A 20,079-nucleotide genomic window follows, 5' to 3' on the forward strand; every position below is an offset into this window, starting at 1 on the left:
GGAGGGGACAGTTTCTAAACTGGATTGGAGCAAAACGCTACGAGGCGCCGCGCTGCGTGCGATGAACCGACTTTCAAACGTCAATTCACCCGGTCACAGTGAAGCGCAGGCAACAGTATAGCGGCAATTGTTGCGCTGCGCCAGATTTTGAGACAGTTTGATTCGATTGGCGGTTTGCAGGGGCGCGCGGTTGCCGCATATGTCTCAAGCGCGCGTCTCAATAAAGCGCCACGGGACTGGTCGTAAAGCGCCACGGGACTGGTCGGCCCGGATTTCACGCCGATGCGCCGCTTTTCAACGATTCCACCAGCTCGACGTATTGCTGCTTTGCGGTGTCCTGCGGCGTGCCGGCGAGCGCGGTCCATGCGTCGTACTTGTATTTGCCGGCGATATCGGTGAAACCTGGCTTGTCGCCCTGCACATCGCCGAGGCTCGCTTGCTTGTAGAGCGCGTAGAGGCGCAGCAGCGTAAGGTTGCCCGGACGTTCAGGCAATTCCTTGACGTCCGCCTGTGCTTGCGCGAATTGCGCGTCGAGTTCGTTGATTCCACTCATTCGGTTCTCCGGACATGCTGGTTAGGGACGGGCGATCATAGCAAGCCAGCTGTGCGTGATTTTCGAGGGTTTCTTCCAGACTTCCCGTACGGCGTACGTGACGTGGCTTGCGGTCGAGCTCGCCGCCGCACGGCTCATGCATTACGTCACGCATTACAATAGCGGCCATGACACGCACCGTTCTGCTCGCCCTCGATACCTCGACCGAATTCTGTTCAGTCGCGCTGCTGATCGCCGATCCCGCGCCCGCCACGGCTCATGGAAGCGCTCCTCATTACTCCGCCGGCGAAGTTAATGTCTGGTTCAGCCATGAATTGACGGGGCCGGTATCCAGCACGCGTCTGCTGCCCGCCATTCGCGAATTGTTCGATCTGGTCGGGTTGAAACTCGCCGATTGCTCGGGAATCGCGTTCGGCGCGGGGCCGGGATCGTTTACCGGTTTGCGCACGGCGACCGGCGTTGCGCAAGGACTGGCGTTCGGATTGAGCGTGCCGGTCGTGCCCGTCGGTACCTTGCTCGCGTGCGCGGAGTTCGCGCGTTTGCACGAGCCATCGGCAACGCGGGTGCTCGCGGCGCTCGACGCCCGCATGAACGAGGCGTACTGGGCGGATTTCCGCTGGGACGCAGCGGCGGGCGAGTGGGCCACGGTGCAGACGGCATCGCTGGATCTGCCCGAGGCTATCGTTTTGCCGGATGAGCCGTTCACGCTGGCGGGCAATGCGGCGGCGGCTTTCGGCGACCGTCTGCCGATGCCCGATGCCCCCGCGTGCCGCATCGATTTCGATGCATGGCCTCATGCCTTGCCCGTGGCGCTCGCCGGATTGCGTGCGCTGCGCGCCGGCCGGACGGTCGCGCCGGACCAGGCCGCGCCGGAATACGTACGCAACAAGGTCGCGCAAACCACCGCCGAGCGGATGGACGCGCGCGCCGCCAAAGCTGCTGCTGCCGTGCACCCTGAGCAGGCTGATCAAACGACGGAGCCCCTACGGTGAGTGGCGTGTTGCTGGCGGATCGTTATCTGTCGTCGATGACTGAAGCCGATCTCGACGAGGTCGCCGCCATCGAGAAGCTCGCTTACGAGTTTCCCTGGACCCGCGGCAATTTCCAGGACTCGCTGCGCAACGGCTATTTCGGCGTGTGCCTGCGCCACGTCACCGGGACTTTGCTGGGATATTGCGTACTGATGCCGGTGGTCGATGAAATGCATCTGCTGAATCTGTGCGTCGCGCCCCAGGCACAACATGCCGGCGCCGGACTCACGTTGCTGCGAGAAGCGGTGCGCATCTCGCGGCATCAGAAACTCGACGGCGTGCTGCTGGAGGTGCGGCCATCGAATCCGCGTGCCATCCAGCTTTACGAGCGCTTTGGTTTTGCCACCATCGGGCGGCGCAAGAACTATTACCCCGCGCGGCACCGGTCGCGCGAGGATGCACTCGTCATGCGTCTGACGTTTTCAAAGGAGGCCGCGAATGGCGCTGCATAAGTCGATGCTGGAAGAGTTCGGGCTGGGAACGGTCTGGGTGAGGCGTGGGACGGGATCGGCTGAAACATCCGCTGCCGTGCCTGAGCAGTCAACGGCTGCCGGGTTGCCGCCTGCGCATGTCGCGGAACGAGCACCGGAAACGCCGGCGGCGGTGACAGCCGATTCAATCGATGCGCTGACGGCGCTCGATGCTGCTCTTTCAGCCGCGCAGACCAGCCAGGACAATGTGCGGCAAGCGCCGTCCAGGACGCCGCCAGCAGAAACAGACGTCGATACGTCCCGGATCAAAGCCGATCAGTTCGTCCCTTCCGCAGAACCGCCTGTCTTCGATGATCTCCCGTGGCTCGACGACGTACCGCTCCAGACTCCCGTCGCGCCCGAAACCATCGACGACACCGCCGCCGATATCGCGTCCCTCGACTGGGACACGCTGGCCGCGCGCGTCTCCGTCTGCGAACGTTGCCGCTTGTGCGAGCGGCGCACGAATTCGGTATTTGGCGTTGGCGACCGGGATGCCGACTGGATGCTGATTGGCGAAGCGCCGGGCGAGAACGAGGACAAGCAGGGCGAACCGTTCGTCGGCCAGGCGGGCAAGCTGCTCGACAGCATGCTGCACGCGGTGGCGTTATCGCGTGAGGACAACGTGTTCATCGCGAACGTGATCAAGTGCCGCCCGCCCGGTAACCGCAATCCGGAACTCGATGAAGTCGCGCGTTGCGAGCCCTATCTGAAGCGGCAGGTCGAATTGGTGAAACCGAAGCTGATCGTCGCGCTTGGCCGGTTTGCCGCGCAGAGTCTGCTCAAGACGGAGGCGAGCATTGCGTCGCTGCGTGGCCGCGTGCACGACTATCAAGGTGTGCCGGTTATCGTCACGTATCACCCGGCTTACTTGCTGCGTAGTCTCCCCGACAAAGCCAAGGCATGGGCCGATCTGTGTCTCGCACAAGCAACCTATCGCAAGTCGCTGAAGGCGGCAGACGACCAGTGACGGCTGCGGACGAGATCACGCCATTCCACGATCCCGCCGTGCGGGATCTTGCGTGGTTGCTGTTCTCGCCCGATCTGCTGAGCGCTTCGCACGCGGGTGCGCCGCTCGCGCATCCGGCTGCAGTTGCCAGGACCGAGCGCGATATCACGTTGGCGTGGCTCGCCATGCTTGATCGCGATCCCGTTGAGCTTCATGCACAGGTTCACAGACCCTCGCTTACGCGCCTCGGCTTCTACGCTGAAGGGTTGCTCGAATACTTCCTGACGCATGGACCGGACGCGCGGCTGATCGCGGCGAACGTGCCTTTGCGTACTGCGGAGCGTACCCTCGGCGAGGTCGATTTTCTGCTGGAGAACGCCCAGGGCGAGCGGCTGCATTGGGAGCTTGCGGTGAAGTTTTATCTGCACATCGGCGAGGGTGACGGGGTTGCTACGCTCGCTCACTATGTGGGTCCGAACCTGCAGGATCGCTTCGATCTGAAGCACGCGCGGCTTCTGCATCATCAACTGGGTTTGAGTGCGCGTGATGAGTTCGCATCGCTCGGTTTCGACGGCCCGTGGCGTGCCGAGTTGTTCGTTAAAGGGCGATTGTTTTATCGCAACGGCGATCTCAGCCGGACGTCGAATCCGCCGCCCGAGCTTGCCTGCGATCATCTGCGAGGCTGGTGGAAAACGACGTCGGAGTGGCGCGATTCGAAGGCGGGTGGACTGTTCGCTTCGTTGCCGAGATTGGGGTGGATGGCCGAGCGGACGTTATCGGCGCAAGAGGGTGAGGCGCTGGTCGAGCAGACGGCTGCGCTGACGGAGCGCGTTGCAACGCTGTCGTCGCCGATCATGGTTGCGCGCTACGAGTGTGCTGCCGACAATGTCTGGCGCGAGCACTCGCGCGGTTTCATCGTCCCCGATGACTGGCCCGAACGTGCCTCTGATTTTGCGAATTCCGACGGTCGCGCTGCTCGCTAAGCGACGCTGTCTCACCACCACCTGAAAAAATGATGCACCGGTCCGACACCGTGCCCGACATCCAGTCGCGCGCTCTGTTCGATTGCGCCGGTCAGGTAGAGCTTGGCATCGGCGGTGGCGGCGGCGAGCGTATCGCGTTGCGGCAGCAGCGCTGCTATCGACGACGACAACGTGCACCCCGTTCCATGCGTATTCTTCACCGGCACGCGCGGGCCGCCAAGCCGCATCGCTCCGCTGTCCTCGATCAGCCAGTCGGGGCTATCGGCGGAACTCAGATGGCCACCCTTCATCAACACCGCCCGCGCGCCCAGCGCCCGCAGCGCTTCGCCCTGGCGCACCATCGCGTCTTCATCTTCGGCTGAGGTTTCGTTCAGCAACGCAGCCGCTTCCGGCAAGTTCGGCGTGACCAGTGTTGCCAAAGGCAGCAGTTCATCGCGCAGTGCAGCCACCGCATCCAGCGCGAGCAACGCATGGTGGCTCTTGGAAATCATCACGGTATCCAGCACCACATGCACCGGCCGATAACGCCGTAACGCCGCCGCTACCGCGCGCACCACATCGGCGTTGGCCAGCATGCCGATCTTGACGGCATCGATGCGGATATCGTCGAAAACGGCGTCAAGCTGAGCCGTGACGAACGACGCGTCAGGCGTATGGATGGCCGTCACGCCGCGGGTGTTTTGTGCAGTGAGCGCGGTGATGACGGACAAGCCGTACGCGCCGAGCGCGGAGAACGCCTTGAGGTCGGCCTGGATGCCCGCGCCGCCACCGGAATCGGAACCGGCGATGGTGAGGACGTTGGGGATCGGATGGGTCATGGTTATCAAGTGGATTCGAGCAATCGTAGCGCGGCGAGACGCGGGTCGGCAGCAGTGCAGATCGCCGATACCACCGCGATACCGCCCGGTCCCGCGCGTTTGACATCGGCGGCATTGTGCAACTGGATGCCGCCTATGGCGACCGTCGGATGCAGGGAACGTGCACAGAGCTTGGCGAGTCCTTCGACACCGCACGCCGCCGATGCATCCGGCTTGGTCGGTGTATCGAATACCGGCCCGACGCCCACGTAATCGATCATCGCGCCGAGCGGATTGGCGTGATTGATCTGCTGGGCATTCGACACCGACAGTCCGATCAGCGCCTCGGGCCCAAGCAACTTCCTGGCGATATCCGGCGGCAGGTCGTTCTGGCCGATATGCACGCCATCGGCGCCGGCTGCGAGCGCGACATCGATATGGTCATTGATGATGAGCGGCACGCCATGCCGTTGCGTAAGCGGCAGCAGATCGAGCGCGAGTTCGAGCCACGCGCGTTTGTGCCACTCGGGTGCGCGCAGTTGCACGATTGTGACGCCGCCATCCAGCGCCGCGCGTGTTACTTCGAGCGCGCGAGCATGGCCGCCGCATTGCACGGGATCGAGGACGAGATACAGCGCGAGGTCGAGGTTCATCGTCAGGTGGGCACGACGTCGCGCGACACGAGCGTGGCCGAGAAATCGTCTGCATCGAGCGATGCCAGCCGGTCGAGATACGCGACCGCGAAACTACCGGGCAACGCGGCGTCGCGCGATGCCAGTTCCCCCGCGATGCTCGAATAAGCGATGGCGGCGACGGTTGCAGCCCAGAAGTCATCGGCCTGAGCAACAGCCACGAACGCCGCGACCGTCGCCGACAACGCACACCCCACGCCGGTCACGCGCGTCATCAATGGCGATCCATTCGATAAGGCGACCGTGCGGCGGCCGTCGGTGACGTAATCGGTCGCACCCGTGACCGCGACGACCGCGCCGGTATTCAGCGCAAGCAATTGAGCGGCGTCGAGCGCGGCTTCGGCGAAAGCGGTGCTGTCGACGCCGCGTGCGCTCGACTCGCCGCCTGACAAGCTGATGATTTCCGACGCGTTGCCGCGAATCACGGCCGGATGGGCATCGAGCAGATCGAACGCGAATGCCGTGCGAAAACTTAGCGGGCCGACCGCAACGGGATCGAGGATCCACGGTTTGTGCGCGCGGTTGGCGGCCTCGACGGCGGCGCGGATCGCCTTGCTTTGCGGCAAGTCGAGCGTGCCGAGATTCACCGATACCGCGTTTGCCAGCGGCACGAATTCGCCCACTTCTTCGCGGGCGACGACCATCGCCGGCGCGGCTCCGAGCGCGAGCAGCACGTTCGCCGTGAAGTTCGTGACGACAAGGTTCGTCAGGCAGTGGACCAGCGGCGCGCGTTCGCGCACGCGCACGGCGAACGAAAAGAGATCGGCGGCGAGCATGTGCAGGGTGTCAGGAAAATGGATATAGCGAGATTATCGCGCGCCGGGCGAGCGAATGCCCGGCGTGGTTTCAAGCTTCCATATGCTGCAATCAAACGGGGCGCAGCGCGTGTCGATTCAACGCCGCCGCTCAATGCCGCGATTCGCCGATCAGCGCGACCGAATCGAAGGCTCGCTGATTCGCCTGATGCCGTCGCATCACGAAGTACATCATCAGGCAGACGAAGGTGCCGAACAGCACGATCACGAGTTGAATCGGCACGTCGAGCCAGACGAGCACCGCGTACAGGCACAACATCACGAGCACGGAGAGGTTCTCGTTGAAATTCTGCACCGCGATCGAATGACCCGCCGAGAGCAGCACGTGGCCACGATGCTGCAGCAGCGCATTCATCGGCACCACGAAAAATCCCGACAGCCCGCCGACAATCATCAGGAAGATATAAGCGACGATCAGATAACCCGGAATGTGCATCCGGCCGAAATAGATGCCCCAGTGCACGGGAAACAGATGCTTTGAATAGAACGCGAGCAGCATCACCGCGATGCCCATCACGATACCCACCGGCAGCACGGACAGCGACTTCTTCAGCGGTACGCGCGCGGCCGCGAGGATAGCGCCGACAGCCACGCCGACCGCGATGATCGCCTGCAGGATGGCGGCCTCCGACAACGACATGCCGAGCGACACCTCCGCCCACTTGAGCACGATGAACTGCAGCGTCGCGCCCGCGCCCCAGAACAGCGTGGTCACGGCGAGCGAGATCTGGCCGAGCTTGTCGTGCCAGAGCACGTTGAAACAATCGGCGAAATCGGTGATCAGTTTGAGCGGGCGATGTTCCTGCTTCGGATAACGCGCGCCGGTGTCGGGGATCCGCAGATTGAAGATCGCCGCGACAATGTACATGAGCACGATCACGAGCATGGCGGCTTCGGCGGGCGTGTCGACCTTGGGGATATGTAACTGAAGAATGTGCGAGGCGATGTGCGGACTGATGAGCGCACCGCCCATCACGGTGCCGAGGATGATCGAGCCGACCGTGGTGCCTTCAATCCAGCCGTTCGCCGCGACCAGCCTGTCGGCCGGCAACAGCTCCGTGAGGATGCCGTATTTGGCGGGCGAATAGGCAGCGGCGCCGAATCCGACAACGCCGTAGGCGAGCAACGGATGCGCACCGGCCAGCATGGTTAAGCAGCCCACGACCTTGATCGAGTTGGTGACGAACATCACGTGACCCTTCGGCCTGGAATCTGCGAAGGCGCCGACGAAAGCGGCCAGAACGACGTATGACAGCACAAAAAACAGCTTGAGCAGCGGTGTCATCCAGTTCGGGGCGTGAAGATCTTTCAGCAGGGCGATCGCAGCGATCAGAAGGGCGTTGTCGGCCAGCGACGAGAAAAACTGCGCGGCCATGATGGTGTAAAAACCTTTTTTCATCTGATCCGATGCTTGTCCGCACTGCGGGTAATCCGCCCCGCTCGCACACGGCGCGCTCGTCTCTCGCGTCCGGGTTTGCGCTCAGGCTCCCGTTCAGGCAATTTCTGTTCGAAATGGGTTGTGTGCACGGCTTTATAACACGAAAATAGGCGCATTCTGACTAGCAGTAACTCGCATGATGAGTTGCAGGCGATCCGCAGACACCCGGGCCGGAACATCGCCGGTCTGCAAGGTCGCGATAAAGTATTGATTCGGGTACTGATTCAGCTACTCGCCAGCCATATCGGTTCTTTTCGAATTTATCGTCGTGTGCGCTGTCTCTTAGTGACCGGCCATCGGACGCAATGATCGATTGCTGACTTATGGGTTCTTGAGCGGCGCATGAGTGGTCCAGGAGCGCTCATGAATAGGGCACGATCCGTTGCTGCCGTGCCGGGTTTGAAACCGAACTCTCACATAACCGTCAAGCCGCGGCCCGCTCTCGCATAATCACCTGTTTCTTCCAACCGAACTCCCATGCCGCGCCCCATATCCGCCACGATCCACACCGCCGCACTTGCCAGCAATCTCGCCGTCGCACGCCGTCACGCGCCGAAGTCCAAAGTATGGGCCGTGGTCAAGGCCAATGCGTATGGCCACGGCGTGGCGCGAGCGTTCCCCGGATTGCGTGCAACCGACGGCTTCGGCCTTCTCGACCTCGAAGAAGCGGTCAAGTTGCGTGAACTCGGCTGGGCCGGGCCCATCTTGCTACTGGAAGGTTTTTTCCGTCCGACGGATATCGACGTGATCGATCGCTACAGCCTGACTACGGCTGTGCATTGCGACGAACAGTTGCGCATGCTGGAAATGGCCCGGCTCTCGAAGCCGGTCAATATCCAGTTGAAAATGAACAGCGGCATGAACCGGCTCGGTTATACGTCAGAGCGCTTCCGGGCGGCCTGGGAACGGGCGCGGGCGGTGCAGGGTGTCGGCCAGATCACGCTGATGACGCATTTCTCCGACGCCGACGGCCCGCGCGGCATCGGCCATCAACTCGAAGCGTTCGAACGCGGGGCCGAAGGCATTGCGGGCGCGCGCAGTCTCGCGAATTCGGCGGCTACGCTCTGGCACGCCGCTGCGCATTTCGACTGGGTGCGGCCCGGCATCATCTTGTACGGCGGCTCGCCGTCGGGCAAAACTGCCGATATCGCCACAACCGGATTGCGGCCGGCCATGACGCTTGCGTCCGAACTGATCGCGGTTCAGACGGTGCCGGCGGGTCAGTCGGTCGGCTACGGTTCGGTGTTTTCGGCCACAGGTCCTATGCGGATCGGCGTAGTAGCGTGCGGTTATGCGGACGGTTATCCTCGAGTGGCGCCTGAAGGCACGCCGGTTATCGTCGACGGCGTGCTGACGCGGATCGTCGGCCGTGTCTCCATGGACATGCTGACGGTGGACCTGACACCGGTCCCGACCGCCGGGATCGGCACGCCCGTGGAATTGTGGGGCACGAAACTGCCGATCGACGAGGTCGCGGCTGCCTGCGGCACGATCGGGTATGAGTTGATGTGCGCAGTCGCGCCGCGCGTGCCAATGCGGGCGGAATAAAGCGCGGTCGCTGTGGTTGTTTTGGGTGTGTGACGACGGAATTTAGGAAGGCGAGTGGCGAAAGTAGCGAAGGTCAAAACGCTGTACGTGTGCACCGAATGCGGCGGTCAGGCGCCGAAATGGCAGGGCCAGTGTCCGGCGTGTGGAACATGGAACACGCTGGTCGAATCGGTGGCGGAGTCGCCGTCGGCACATCGCTTTCAGGCACTCGCGAAGACCTCGCCGGTGCAGCGCCTGTCCGAGATCGAAGCGTCGGATGTGCCGCGTTTTACCACCGGTATCGGCGAGTTCGACCGGGTGCTTGGCGGCGGGCTGGTGGCCGGTGGCGTGGTACTGATCGGCGGCGACCCGGGCATTGGCAAATCCACGCTGCTGCTGCAATCGCTGGCGGAGATTGCCCGCGAGCGGCCAGCGCTTTATATCAGCGGCGAAGAGTCTGGCGCGCAGATCGCATTGCGCGCGCAGCGGCTCGGCCTGCTCGGCGATTCCGGCAATGCAGCGCCCGATTTGCGCTTGCTTGCGGAAATCCAGCTCGAGCGGATTCAGGCGACCATCGATACCGAGCGGCCGGAAGTTGCCGTCATCGATTCCATTCAGACCGTGTATTCCGAAGCGCTGAGCTCCGCACCGGGATCGGTCGCGCAGGTTCGCGAGTGCGCGGCGCAACTCACGCGGATCGCGAAGCAGACGGGCACGACCATCATCATGGTCGGCCACGTGACGAAGGAAGGTAATCTCGCCGGGCCGCGCGTGCTGGAACATATAGTCGACACGGTGCTGTATTTCGAGGGCGATACGCACTCGTCGTTCCGGCTTGTGCGTGCGTTCAAGAATCGCTTTGGCGCGGTCAACGAACTCGGCGTCTTCGCAATGACCGAGCGTGGTCTGCGCGGCGTGGCGAATCCATCGGCGCTGTTTTTATCGCAGCATGAGCAGAGTGTGCCGGGTTCGTGCGTGCTCGTGACGCAGGAAGGTTCGCGGCCGTTGCTGGTGGAAGTGCAGGCGCTGGTCGATACCGCGCATGTTCCCAACCCGCGTCGGCTCGCCGTGGGTCTGGAGCAGAACCGGCTCGCACTTCTGTTGGCCGTGTTGCACCGGCACGCAGGCATTGCGTGCTTCGATCAAGACGTGTTCCTGAATGCGGTGGGTGGCGTGAAGATCACAGAGCCTGCCGCCGACCTGGCCGTGCTGCTCGCCATTCATTCTTCGATGCGTAACAAGGCGCTGCCCAAGGGTTTGATCGTGTTCGGCGAAGTCGGGCTCGCGGGTGAAATCAGGCCGTCGCCGCGGGGTCAGGACCGGTTGAAGGAAGCCGCGAAACTGGGCTTCTCCATTGCGCTGATTCCGAAGGCGAATGCGCCGAAGCAGCCTATCGACGGGCTGGAAGTGATTGCGGTCGACCGGATTGAAGAGGCTATCGATCGCGTGCGGTCGCTGGCCTGAAATTGTCCGCAATTGCATCGGGATCGATGTTGCGCGGACGTTCACCGCGCAACATCGATCCGACCCCTAGTAATCTGGTGTAAAAAACTGCGAGGGCCCTGTAACCCACGCAAAGCGTGCTTTTTCTATGCTTGTATCGCGACGAAACCCGGATATGAGCGGAAAAGGACTACGCCTTGAAACACGCAGATCAAACTTTGTCAGGCCCTTCATTTCATCTGCGCGGCTGCCGTGTGTCCGCGCCCATCCAGCAGCCGTGGGGCGGCGGTTGCCGGATTGTCGAATGGATCGACGCTGAAGGGCAGATCTCGCGTCGCGTGGTGGCGGCAGATGTGACCGAAGATGAAGTAGTGGCGACCATTCGGCGCCATGTGAAGGGCAGGAAACACGTACTGGTCGACGACGAAGGCATGCCGCGGCAAACGCTGCCCAGACGTTAGGACGGGTTGACCAGCAACCGGTCAGCCTATCTGCTCAAGTTCCTCATGTGCCTCGAGCCATTGCGCCTCGAGCGCTTCTAATTGCCCGTTCACATCGGCCTGACGACGAATCGACTCGGTCAGTTGGGTCTTCATGGCGGGTTCGTAACTGGCGGCATCGGCAACGAAAATATCCAGCTGCGCTTTCTCTGCATTCAGCTTGTCCATCTCCTTCTCGATCTTCGAAATCCGCGATTGCAGCGGCTTTTTCAGATGCGAGAGTTTCTGCCGCTCTTGCGCCTCCAGACGACGCTGCTCTTTGCGGTTCTGTCCCGAATCCAGCGAATCGTCCGTTGAACCGGCACCGCCCATCTCCTTGGCGGCCGCCCGCTGCTCGGCTGCGTGCTGCAGCAGCCAGTCGCGATAATCGTCAAGATCGCCATCAAACGATTGCAGCCGATGTTTCGCCACGAGCATGAACGTGTCCGTGGTCGCGCGCAGCAAATGGCGATCGTGGGAGACCAGAATCAGCGTGCCCTCGAATTGCGCAAGCGCCATGGTGAGCGCGTGACGAGTTTCGAGGTCGAGGTGGTTGGTCGGTTCGTCGAGCAGCAGCAAATTGGGCTTTTGCCAGATGATCAGCGCGAGCGCGAGCCGCGCTTTCTCTCCGCCGGAAAACGGCGCGATCTTCGCGGTCGCCATCTCGCCGGAAAAATTGAAGCCTCCGAGGAAGTCGCGTAGTTCCTGTTCGCGCGTGTCGGGCGCAAGCCGGGCGACGTGTTGCAGCGCGGAGTCTTCGGGGCGCAACGTTTCGAGCTGATGCTGCGCGAAATAGCCGATACGCAAGCCCTTGCCCTCGCGCACCGTGCCGCTTAGCGCTTCAAGCGTGCCGGCCAGCGTCTTGATAAGCGTCGATTTCCCCTGACCGTTCGCACCCAGCAAGCCGATCCGCTGACCGTTCTGAATGGACAGCGTGACGCCTTCCACGATAGGCACTTCACCCGCTTCCGTGTGGTAACCGCAGCGCACGGCATCCATCACCATCATCGGGTTCGGCGCGGCGTCCGGCATGCGGAATTCGAAGGTGAACGGCGAAGACGCGTGCGCCGGCGCGATGATCTCCATCCGCTCCAGCGCCTTCACGCGGCTTTGCGCCTGTTTCGCCTTGGTCGCTTGTGCCTTGAACCGGTTGATGAAGCTCTGCAGGTGTTCCACCGTCTTTTGCTGCTTCACATACGCGCTTTGTTGCAACGCCATCTGCTGCGCGCGCAGGATTTCAAACTGGCTGTAATTGCCGCCGTAACGTTTGATCTGCCGATTCTCCAGATGCAAGGTGACGTTGCAGACCGAATCGAGGAATTCGCGATCGTGCGAGATCACGATCAGCGTTCCCGGATAGCGATGCAGCCAGTCTTCCAGCCACACGATCGCATCGAGATCCAGGTGGTTCGTGGGTTCGTCGAGCAGCAGCAGGTCCGAACGGCACATCAGCGCCTGCGCGAGGTTCAGGCGCATGCGCCAGCCGCCCGAAAAACTCGTCACCGGTTCCTTCGTTTGGGCGAGCGTGAAACCCAGGCCGATCAGCAGGGTTTCGGCGCGCGCGGGCGCTGTATAACCGTCGGCGTCGGCGAAAGCGGCGTGCGCCTCAGCTTCAGCGGCGCCATCGTGCACCGCTGAAGCCGCCGCAATCCGCGCTTCGATGCGGCGCAACTGCGTGTCGCCGTCGAGCGTGTAGTCGAGCGCGGTGCGGTCCACGGCAGGCGTTTCCTGCGCGACGTGGGCGATCTGCCACGACGGCGGCATCGAGAAATCGCCGCCATCCGCGTGCAGATCGCCGCGCAGCACGGAGAAGAGCGTGGACTTGCCCGCGCCGTTAGCGCCGATGAGCCCCGCCTTTTCGCCAGGATTGAGCGCGAACGTGGTCTGTTCGAAGAGCGGTTTGATGCCGCGGGCAAGGCTGAACTGATTGAAGCGAATCACGGCGTGAAGACCCAGGCGAGTACGGGAAAACGCTATTTTAGACTGCCGGGGGCGCGCGCCACCGGCTCATTGACGCTAGCCCGCCGTTAGCCGCTCGGCCGGATGTATTTTGACCCGCGTTTCGCTTAGACTGACTTTTTCCAAGCGGAGCATCGAATGAACCCTATCTACTCGTTTTCGGCGGAAACCTTGGGCGGCGAAACCGTCAGCATGGAAAGCTATCAGGGCAAGGTGCTATTGATCGTGAACACCGCAAGCGAGTGCGGATTCACGCCGCAGTACAAGGGTTTGCAGGAGTTATACGAACGTTACGCGGATCGCGGCTTCGAGGTGTTGGGTTTCCCGTGCAACCAGTTCGGCAAGCAGGAACCGGGCGACGCGGCGCAGATCGGCAGCTTTTGCGAGAAGAACTACGGGGTCACCTTCCCGATGTTCGCAAAGATCGACGTGAACGGCGCGAACGCGCATCCGCTGTTTCGCTATCTGACCGAAGAAGCGCCGGGTGTTCTGGGCACCGAAGGCATCAAGTGGAACTTCACGAAGTTCCTGGTCGACAAGGAAGGCAACGTGCTCAACCGGTACGGTTCGGTGACGAAACCAGATGCGCTTTCCGGCGATATCGAAAAGCTGCTTTAACGGCGGTTTTCGGCGCGACGCGACGCCCGCGCGAGCATCGCCAGCTTCACAGAATCGGTGAAAACAAGCGGGCGACGTGCATCGCCATGCGCCGCCATGCGGGTGCGCCGAGATAATCGTCGCGGCTGATTTCCCATGACTGCGCGAAGTCGTCGAGCAGCATGTTTTCGACTTCGCTCGCAAAGCGCCGGTCCACGGTCAGGACCATGATCTCGAAGTTGAGGCGAAACGAGCGGTTGTCGAGATTCGCGCTGCCGATAGCCGCGGACATGTCGTCGACCAGCACCACCTTCTGATGCAGGAAGCCCGGGCGATATCGGAAGATCCGGACGCCCGCGAGCAGCGCGTCGTAGGCATAGAGCGTCGACGCAGCAAACACCACGCGGTGATCCCGACGGCTCGGAATCAGGATGCGCACGTCCACGCCTCGCAGTACCGCGAGCCTCAGCGCGGAGAACACGGCTTCGTCGGGGATGAGATACGGCGTCGTGATCCAGATGCGCGAACGCGCCGCATTGATCGCCTCGACGAAAAACAGCGAGCACGTTTCCTGATGGTCGGCCGGGCCGCTCGCGAGGACGAGGCAGCTCATGTCGTGGGCCGATGTCTTTGACGCTTCCACTTCCGGAACGCGTTGTGTCGCCCAGTACCAGTCTTCGATAAACACGAACTGGATGCTGGCGACCGCCGGGCCGCGCACCTCGATGTGCGTATCGCGCCAGGGCGACAAGCGCGGATTCGCGCCGAGATATTCCACGCCTACGTTATGGCCGCCGACAAACGCACATTCGCCATCGACCACCACGATCTTGCGGTGATTGCGGAAGTTGATCTGGAAGCGATTGACGAACTTGCGTTTGGTCGCAAACGGATGCGTCTGCACGCCGCCCGCGCGTAGCGTGTTCACGTAGCTACGCGGGAGATCGAAGCTGCCGATGCTGTCGTAGAGAAAATAAACGCGCACGCCTTGCTGCGCTTTTTTGATCAGCAGGTCTTTCAGCTTCATGCCGAGTTCATCGTCGTGAACGATGAAAAACTGCACGATCACATAGACTTTCGCCGCGTCGATGGCTTTGAAAATTGCATCGAACGTGGCGGTGCCGTTGATCAGCACGCGCACCGAATTGCCGCGCAGGAACGGCATGCCGCTCAGGCGCGTCAGCGCGCGTATGGTCGGATGGCCGAGATACTCGGCCGGGTCGCCTGCCGCGACGCCGCGCAGACGGGCGGCTTCATCGGGGAAATTCCATTCGGCCCGGTGCGCGCTTTTACGCAGGATCTCATTTTCCAGCCGCCGCGCGTCGATATACCCTGCGAACTTGCTGCGCCCGAGAAACAGGTACGGGATCAGCGTGAAGTAGGGCATGGCGACCAGCGACACGGCCCACGCGACCGCGCCTTGCGAGGTGCGCGTGTTGATTACCGCGTGCACTGCGGCGGCCGCGCCCAGCAAATGAGCGATGACCACAAACGTGCCGAGATGAAGCCAGTCCTGCCACTCGAATTGCATGTGCACGATGCCTGGAAGTCGATGATTGCGCCGTCAACCCGGCAAGTCGGCAGCCTGGATGAGAAACACGTTGTCGTCGCCGGCGCTGGTCGAGAGCCAGACCATGTCGAGCCCGCCGAGCGTGGCTTCCACGTTTGCGCGTTCATTGCCGATCTCGACCACCAGCACGCCGTCCTCGGTCAGCCACTTGCGTGCTTCGCCCACGATCCGCTTCACGATGTCCATGCCGTCCGCGCCGCCCGCGAGCGCGAGTTCCGGCTCGTGGCGATATTCGGCCGGCAGGGTTTGCATCGCGAGTGCGTTGACGTAGGGCGGGTTCGTGATGATGACTTCGTAACGGCCGACCGGCAGCGGCGCGAACAGATCGCCTTCGTACAGCGCGACGCGCGAATCCAGGTCGTAATCGTCCACGTTCCGATGCGCGACTTCCAGCGCGGGCGCGGAGATATCGACGGCATCGATGTCCGCGTTCTGGAACGCCTGCGCGGCGAGAATCGCGAGGCAGCCGGAGCCCGTGCAGAGCTCGAGCACACGCGATACTTCGTCAGGGTCTTGCACGTAGGGCTGCAAACCATCCTGCAACAACTCGCCAATAAAGGAACGCGGCACGATCACGCGCTCATCGACATAAAAGCGATGCCCATGCATCCACGCTTCGTTCGTGATGTAGGCCGCCGGCACGCGATCTTTCGCGCGGCGCTCGATCACTTTCATGATGGCGTCGATCTCGGTGTCGAGCAGACGTGCATCGAGAAACGGGTCGAGCGTATCGAGCGGCAGGTGCAGGGTATGCAGCACGAGGTACGCGGCTTCATCGAATGCATTTGACGAACCGTGACCAAACGACAACTCTGCCGCGGTGAACCGTGAGACGGCAAAACGCAGCAGATCGCGAACGGTGGTGAAGGGAAGCGCCATCGCAGGCTCCTTATAAGAGTGAGTCGGATCAGGCAAGCAGCGTTTCGAGTACGCGCCGATACACGTTTTTCAACGGATCGATAAACGCGACTTCAACGTGCTCGTCGATCTTGTGAATACTGCCGTTCGGCGGTCCGAACTCGACCACCTGTTCGCAGATGCGAGCAATAAAGCGGCCATCCGAGGTGCCGCCCGTGGTGGACAATTCGGTGCGCACGCCGGTTTCATCGAAGATGGCCTGTTCAAGTGCATTCGACAACGTGCCGCGCGGCGTGAGGAACGGCAAGCCGCTGACGCTCCACGCGAGGTCGTAGTGCAGTTCGTGTTTATCGAGGATCGCGTGAACGCGGCTTTGCAAGCCTTCCACCGTGCTGGCAGTGGAGAAGCGGAAATTGAACATCAATTCGATGTGGCCGGGAATCACGTTCGTCGCGCCGGTGCCGCTATGCAGATTCGAGACTTGCCAGGTAGTCGGCGGGAAATACTCGTTGCCGTCGTCCCAATGCGTTGAGACGAGTTCGCCCAGCGCGGGCGCGAGCAAGTGAATCGGGTTCCGGGCCAGATGCGGATACGCGATATGACCTTGCACGCCTTTCACGGTCAGCTTGCCCGACATCGAGCCACGGCGGCCGTTCTTGACCATATCGCCGAGCGTGACACTCGATGTGGGCTCACCGACGATGCAGTAATCCAGCCGCTCGCCGCGCGCTTTTAAAGCTTCGATGACCTTGACGGTGCCATCGGTGGCGGGGCCTTCTTCGTCGCTTGTGATCAGGAACGCGAGCGAGCCGCGGTGCGCCGGATGCGCTGCGACGAATTCCTCGCTCGACACGACAAAGGCCGCTATCGATGTTTTCATATCTGCCGCGCCGCGACCGTACAGCTTGCCTTCGCGATGGGTAGGCACGAACGGCGGCGAGGTCCATTGTTCCAGTGGCCCGGTTGGCACGACATCGGTGTGGCCGGCGAACGCGAGCAACTTGCCACTGGTACGGTCCGTGCCGCGCTTGACGGCCCAGAGATTCGTGACGCCGCCCGAGGCGATCGTTTCACACTCGAAACCAATCGCCGACAGCCGCTCGATCAGCAGGTTCTGGCAATGCTGGTCGTCGGGCGTGACGGACGCGCGCGCGATGAGTTGTTCGGAGAGCAGAAGGGTGCCGGACATGGATTCGAGCCACTTTCAATAAAAAATGCCGGCGCGGCGGCCGGCAGGGATCAAGATTCGCGAGCCGTTTTCCGGGCGCGCGGTGCTGCGCTTAAAGCTCAAACGAACAGCGTTTCGTACTTTTCGGCGTCGAAACCCAGCGATTTCACGCGACCGTTGACCACCAGCACGGGCCGCTTGATGATCGACGGCTTGTGGATCATCAACGCAATCGCGCCGGCCGTGGAGCCGGCTTCGTCCTTGTAGGTATCCGACAAGCCGCGCCACGTCGTGCCGCGCCGGTTGATCAGTTCGTCGAGCGAGACGTCCTTCAGCCAGTCCTGCAACAAGGCCGTCGATACCCCGGCTTTCTTGAAGTCGTGGAATTCGAACGGCACGTCATGTTCTTCCAGCCACACGCGCGCTTTCTTCACGGTGTCGCAATTCGGAATCCCATACACGACGATCTTTTTCGCGGCCATGGATCAATCGCCTCGCAGCAACTCGTTCAGGCCAACCTTGGCGCGCGTTTTTGCGTCCACCTTCTTCACGATCACCGCGCAGTACAGGCTGTGCGAACCGTCCTTCGAAGGCAGATTGCCCGCGACCACGACCGAGCCGGCCGGAATGCGGCCATACGTCACCGAACCCGTTTCGCGATCGTAAATCTTGGTGCTTTGGCCGAGATACACGCCCATGGAGATGACCGAGTTCTCTTCCACGATCACGCCTTCCACCACTTCCGAACGCGCGCCGATAAAGCAGTTGTCTTCGATGATCACCGGGTTCGCCTGCAGCGGTTCCAGCACGCCACCAATGCCCACGCCGCCCGACAAATGCACGTTCTTGCCGATCTGCGCGCACGAGCCGACCGTGGCCCAGGTATCGACCATCGTGCCTTCATCAACATAAGCGCCGATGTTCGTGTACGACGGCATCAACACCACGTTCCTGGCGATAAACGAACCACGGCGCGCAATAGCCGGCGGCACGACGCGAAAACCACCCGCAGCGAAATCTTCAGCCGTGTAATTGGCGAACTTCGACGGCACTTTGTCGTAGAACTGGCTGTATCCGCCGGCGGACATGGGCGCGTTGTCTTCCAGACGGAACGACAGCAGCACCGCTTTCTTCAGCCATTGATTGACCACCCATTCGCCGTCCCGTTTCTCGGCAACGCGCAACTGGCCCTTATCGAGTTGTTCGATAGCGTGAGCGACGGCGTCGCGCACTTCGGCGGGGGCCGATTTCGGTGACAGCTCGGCGCGGTTGTCCCAGGCGGTATCGATGATCTGCTGAAGTTGTTGCGACATGGTCGTGACTTAAGTGAGTGCTGTGATTAAGGAGGGATTTACCGAGCCAGCGTGCGGCAGAATTCGACGATCCGCCGCACACCTTCCACGCATTCGTCGACATCCGCGACCAGTGCTATACGGATGAAACCGCTGCCGGGATTCGTGCCGTGGGCGTCTCGTGCCAGATATGAGCCCGGTAAAACCGTCACATTATAGTCGGCGTAAAGGCGGGCGGCGAACTCGGTGTCGGTGAGGCCGGTGCGCGCCACGTTCGCCCACAGGTAGAACGCGGCGTCGGGCAGGCGAACATCTAGCACGTCGGCGAGCATGGGCGTGACGGTCGTGAATTTCTTCAGGTAGAGCGCGCGGTTATCGCGCACGTGCGCCTCGTCCTTCCACGCAACGACGCTGGCCGCCTGGAACATGGGCGAGAGCGCCGCGCCGTGATAGGTGCGGTAGAGCAGGAATTGCTTGAGTACCGATGCATCGCCGGCAACGAAACCCGAGCGCATGCCCGGCACGTTCGAACGCTTCGACAAACTCGATAACATCACCAGCCGTTCGAAGCCGCGGCCCAGCTTGTGGGCTGCTTCGAGACCGCCGAGCGGGGGCGTGGCTTCGTTGAAATAGATCTCGGAATAACATTCATCGGAGGCGATCACGAAGCCGTGCCGATCCGATAGCGCGAACAGCTCGCGCCAGTCGTCGAGCGTGAGCACGGCGCCGGTCGGGTTGCCCGGCGAGCAGACGTAGAGTAATTGGGTACGCGCCCAGATGGTGTCGGGCACGGCTGCGTAGTCGCAGGCGAAATTGCGCGCCGGATTGCTGTTCACGAAGTACGGCTCGGCGCCGGCCAGCAAGGCTGCGCCTTCGTAGATCTGATAGAACGGATTCGGGCAGACGACGACGGGCGGTTCAGCGGTGCTGCGGCTGTCGATCACCGTCTGGGCGAGCGAAAACAGTGCTTCGCGGGAGCCCGAAACCGGCAGGACTTCCGTGGCGGCGTCGACGGCGGGCAGGCCGTAGCGCTCTTTGGTCCAGTTCGCGATGGCCTGGCGCAACGGCTCGCTTCCGGCGGTGGCCGGATACGATGCCAGGCCGGACATTGCGTTGACGACGGCGTCGCGGATCAGCGCCGGCGTTGCATGTTTCGGCTCGCCGATACCGAAGCTGATCGGCGCCAGATCCGTGCGCGGTGTCACGCCCTTGAACAGCGCGCGCAGTTTTTCGAACGGATACGGCTGAAGTTGCTGGAGAAGTGGATTCACGGCGGAGTCGGCGGTGGTCAGGGGTCGATTATATCGCTCTGGGGTTTTCGTTCGCACTCGGGGTTTGGTTTGGGGGTCTTGCGTTCGGGGGGATGGGTTGGTGCTGGGTTGCTGCTTTCTGCGCCCGTGGCTGGTCTATGCTGGCTGTTCTCTTTATCACTATTAGCCACTGTGCGTGGCGGCACTT

The 20,079-nt window shown here is 62.1% G+C and carries 20 protein-coding genes; 8 read left to right on the forward strand and 12 right to left on the reverse strand.

All coding sequences use genetic code 11. The annotated features are described in order from the left end of the window. Window positions 1–274: 274 nt before the first annotated feature. On the reverse strand, window positions 275–544 hold the full coding sequence (locus M0D69_RS12845; RefSeq protein WP_047896679.1) for an acyl-CoA-binding protein: 270 nt from the start codon (window positions 542–544) through the stop codon (window positions 275–277). Between the two features lie 176 nt (window positions 545–720). Here M0D69_RS12845 and tsaB point away from each other — a divergent pair, with 176 nt between their 5' ends. The 4 genes from tsaB to M0D69_RS12865 are packed head-to-tail and all read left to right on the forward strand — an operon-like array spanning window position 721 to window position 3,986. Beyond that, the gene (gene tsaB / locus M0D69_RS12850) at window positions 721–1,545 is read left to right on the forward strand and encodes a tRNA (adenosine(37)-N6)-threonylcarbamoyltransferase complex dimerization subunit type 1 TsaB (protein WP_301782372.1); all 825 of its coding nucleotides are present in this window, start codon (window positions 721–723) and stop codon (window positions 1,543–1,545) included. Further along, a complete protein-coding gene (gene rimI, locus M0D69_RS12855) occupies window positions 1,542–2,036 on the forward strand; it encodes a ribosomal protein S18-alanine N-acetyltransferase (protein ID WP_301782373.1) in 495 nt (164 codons plus the stop codon). Before tsaB ends, rimI begins: the two co-directional genes overlap by 4 nt. Then, the gene (locus M0D69_RS12860) at window positions 2,023–3,024 is read left to right on the forward strand and encodes a uracil-DNA glycosylase family protein (protein ID WP_301782374.1); all 1,002 of its coding nucleotides are present in this window, start codon (window positions 2,023–2,025) and stop codon (window positions 3,022–3,024) included. The genes rimI and M0D69_RS12860 overlap by 14 nt, the downstream gene beginning before the upstream one ends. Further along, window positions 3,021–3,986 carry a DUF1853 family protein gene (locus tag M0D69_RS12865; protein ID WP_301782375.1) on the forward strand — a complete coding sequence of 322 codons (966 nt, stop codon included), beginning with the start codon at window positions 3,021–3,023 and terminating at the stop codon, window positions 3,984–3,986. Before M0D69_RS12860 ends, M0D69_RS12865 begins: the two co-directional genes overlap by 4 nt. A gap of 11 nt (window positions 3,987–3,997) precedes the next feature. On the opposite strand, the gene thiD is transcribed toward M0D69_RS12865, so the two are convergent. The 4 genes from thiD to lplT form a co-directional block, all read right to left on the reverse strand. After that, entirely contained in the window at window positions 3,998–4,804 is an 807-nt protein-coding gene (gene thiD, locus M0D69_RS12870; RefSeq protein WP_301782376.1) for a bifunctional hydroxymethylpyrimidine kinase/phosphomethylpyrimidine kinase, read from the reverse strand. Window positions 4,805–4,809: 5 nt separating this feature from the next. Further along, window positions 4,810–5,436 carry a thiamine phosphate synthase gene (thiE, locus tag M0D69_RS12875; RefSeq protein ID WP_301782377.1) on the reverse strand — a complete coding sequence of 209 codons (627 nt, stop codon included), beginning with the start codon at window positions 5,434–5,436 and terminating at the stop codon, window positions 4,810–4,812. A gap of 2 nt (window positions 5,437–5,438) precedes the next feature. After that, complete coding sequence (gene thiM / locus M0D69_RS12880) at window positions 5,439–6,251, reverse strand: hydroxyethylthiazole kinase (protein ID WP_301782378.1); 813 nt, start codon at window positions 6,249–6,251, stop codon at window positions 5,439–5,441. Window positions 6,252–6,381: 130 nt separating this feature from the next. Continuing rightward, a complete protein-coding gene (gene lplT, locus M0D69_RS12885) occupies window positions 6,382–7,689 on the reverse strand; it encodes a lysophospholipid transporter LplT (protein WP_301782379.1) in 1,308 nt (435 codons plus the stop codon). 516 nt (window positions 7,690–8,205) lie between these two features. On the opposite strand from lplT, the gene alr reads away from it, so the two are divergent. The 3 genes from alr to M0D69_RS12900 all read left to right on the forward strand — a co-directional run bounded on the left by alr (window position 8,206) and on the right by M0D69_RS12900 (window position 11,159). Further along, the gene (gene alr, locus M0D69_RS12890; protein ID WP_301782380.1) at window positions 8,206–9,276 is read left to right on the forward strand and encodes an alanine racemase; all 1,071 of its coding nucleotides are present in this window, start codon (window positions 8,206–8,208) and stop codon (window positions 9,274–9,276) included. Window positions 9,277–9,330: 54 nt separating this feature from the next. Beyond that, a complete protein-coding gene (radA, locus tag M0D69_RS12895; protein ID WP_301782381.1) occupies window positions 9,331–10,719 on the forward strand; it encodes a DNA repair protein RadA in 1,389 nt (462 codons plus the stop codon). Between the two features lie 176 nt (window positions 10,720–10,895). Then, a complete protein-coding gene (locus tag M0D69_RS12900) occupies window positions 10,896–11,159 on the forward strand; it encodes a DUF2866 domain-containing protein (protein WP_047896665.1) in 264 nt (87 codons plus the stop codon). Window positions 11,160–11,180: 21 nt separating this feature from the next. Here M0D69_RS12900 and M0D69_RS12905 read toward each other — a convergent pair whose 3' ends face one another. Then, window positions 11,181–13,118 carry an ATP-binding cassette domain-containing protein gene (locus M0D69_RS12905; protein ID WP_301782382.1) on the reverse strand — a complete coding sequence of 646 codons (1,938 nt, stop codon included), beginning with the start codon at window positions 13,116–13,118 and terminating at the stop codon, window positions 11,181–11,183. A 156-nt stretch (window positions 13,119–13,274) separates the two neighbouring features. On the opposite strand from M0D69_RS12905, the gene M0D69_RS12910 reads away from it, so the two are divergent. Beyond that, the gene (locus M0D69_RS12910) at window positions 13,275–13,754 is read left to right on the forward strand and encodes a glutathione peroxidase (protein ID WP_301782383.1); all 480 of its coding nucleotides are present in this window, start codon (window positions 13,275–13,277) and stop codon (window positions 13,752–13,754) included. Window positions 13,755–13,800: 46 nt separating this feature from the next. On the opposite strand, the gene cls is transcribed toward M0D69_RS12910, so the two are convergent. The 6 genes from cls to dapC form a co-directional block, all read right to left on the reverse strand. Further along, complete coding sequence (gene cls, locus M0D69_RS12915; RefSeq protein ID WP_301782384.1) at window positions 13,801–15,264, reverse strand: cardiolipin synthase; 1,464 nt, start codon at window positions 15,262–15,264, stop codon at window positions 13,801–13,803. Window positions 15,265–15,297: 33 nt separating this feature from the next. Then, window positions 15,298–16,182, reverse strand: a complete 885-nt coding sequence (gene prmB / locus M0D69_RS12920) for a 50S ribosomal protein L3 N(5)-glutamine methyltransferase (RefSeq protein ID WP_047896669.1) — start codon at window positions 16,180–16,182, stop codon at window positions 15,298–15,300. A 28-nt stretch (window positions 16,183–16,210) separates the two neighbouring features. Further along, complete coding sequence (gene dapE, locus M0D69_RS12925) at window positions 16,211–17,350, reverse strand: succinyl-diaminopimelate desuccinylase (protein WP_301782385.1); 1,140 nt, start codon at window positions 17,348–17,350, stop codon at window positions 16,211–16,213. 98 nt (window positions 17,351–17,448) lie between these two features. Further along, window positions 17,449–17,811 (reverse strand): ArsC family reductase, encoded by a 363-nt coding sequence (locus M0D69_RS12930; RefSeq protein ID WP_122171288.1) that lies wholly within the window; start codon window positions 17,809–17,811, stop codon window positions 17,449–17,451. Window positions 17,812–17,814: 3 nt separating this feature from the next. Beyond that, entirely contained in the window at window positions 17,815–18,642 is an 828-nt protein-coding gene (dapD, locus tag M0D69_RS12935) for a 2,3,4,5-tetrahydropyridine-2,6-dicarboxylate N-succinyltransferase (RefSeq protein WP_301782386.1), read from the reverse strand. A 38-nt stretch (window positions 18,643–18,680) separates the two neighbouring features. Beyond that, window positions 18,681–19,892 carry a succinyldiaminopimelate transaminase gene (gene dapC, locus M0D69_RS12940; RefSeq protein WP_301782387.1) on the reverse strand — a complete coding sequence of 404 codons (1,212 nt, stop codon included), beginning with the start codon at window positions 19,890–19,892 and terminating at the stop codon, window positions 18,681–18,683. Window positions 19,893–20,079: the final 187 nt, after the last annotated feature.

It is taken from the genome of Caballeronia sp. SEWSISQ10-4 2 (genome assembly GCF_030464885.1).
Lineage (GTDB): Bacteria > Pseudomonadota > Gammaproteobacteria > Burkholderiales > Burkholderiaceae > Caballeronia.

What these genes read in the sequence shown, in the direction of transcription:
- dapE (WP_301782385.1), bottom strand. Translation starts at nt 17,350, where the DNA reads ATGTCCGGCACCCTTCTGCTCTCCGAACAACTCATCGCGCGCGCGTCC.
- thiD (WP_301782376.1), bottom strand. Translation starts at nt 4,804, where the DNA reads ATGACCCATCCGATCCCCAACGTCCTCACCATCGCCGGTTCCGATTCC.
- dapD (WP_301782386.1), bottom strand. Translation starts at nt 18,642, where the DNA reads ATGTCGCAACAACTTCAGCAGATCATCGATACCGCCTGGGACAACCGC.
- thiE (WP_301782377.1), bottom strand. Translation starts at nt 5,436, where the DNA reads ATGAACCTCGACCTCGCGCTGTATCTCGTCCTCGATCCCGTGCAATGC.
- tsaB (WP_301782372.1), top strand. Translation starts at nt 721, where the DNA reads ATGACACGCACCGTTCTGCTCGCCCTCGATACCTCGACCGAATTCTGT.
- alr (WP_301782380.1), top strand. Translation starts at nt 8,206, where the DNA reads ATGCCGCGCCCCATATCCGCCACGATCCACACCGCCGCACTTGCCAGC.
- lplT (WP_301782379.1), bottom strand. Translation starts at nt 7,689, where the DNA reads ATGAAAAAAGGTTTTTACACCATCATGGCCGCGCAGTTTTTCTCGTCG.
- M0D69_RS12910 (WP_301782383.1), top strand. Translation starts at nt 13,275, where the DNA reads ATGAACCCTATCTACTCGTTTTCGGCGGAAACCTTGGGCGGCGAAACC.
- prmB (WP_047896669.1), bottom strand. Translation starts at nt 16,182, where the DNA reads ATGGCGCTTCCCTTCACCACCGTTCGCGATCTGCTGCGTTTTGCCGTC.
- thiM (WP_301782378.1), bottom strand. Translation starts at nt 6,251, where the DNA reads ATGCTCGCCGCCGATCTCTTTTCGTTCGCCGTGCGCGTGCGCGAACGC.
- cls (WP_301782384.1), bottom strand. Translation starts at nt 15,264, where the DNA reads ATGCAATTCGAGTGGCAGGACTGGCTTCATCTCGGCACGTTTGTGGTC.
- M0D69_RS12860 (WP_301782374.1), top strand. Translation starts at nt 2,023, where the DNA reads ATGGCGCTGCATAAGTCGATGCTGGAAGAGTTCGGGCTGGGAACGGTC.
- M0D69_RS12930 (WP_122171288.1), bottom strand. Translation starts at nt 17,811, where the DNA reads ATGGCCGCGAAAAAGATCGTCGTGTATGGGATTCCGAATTGCGACACC.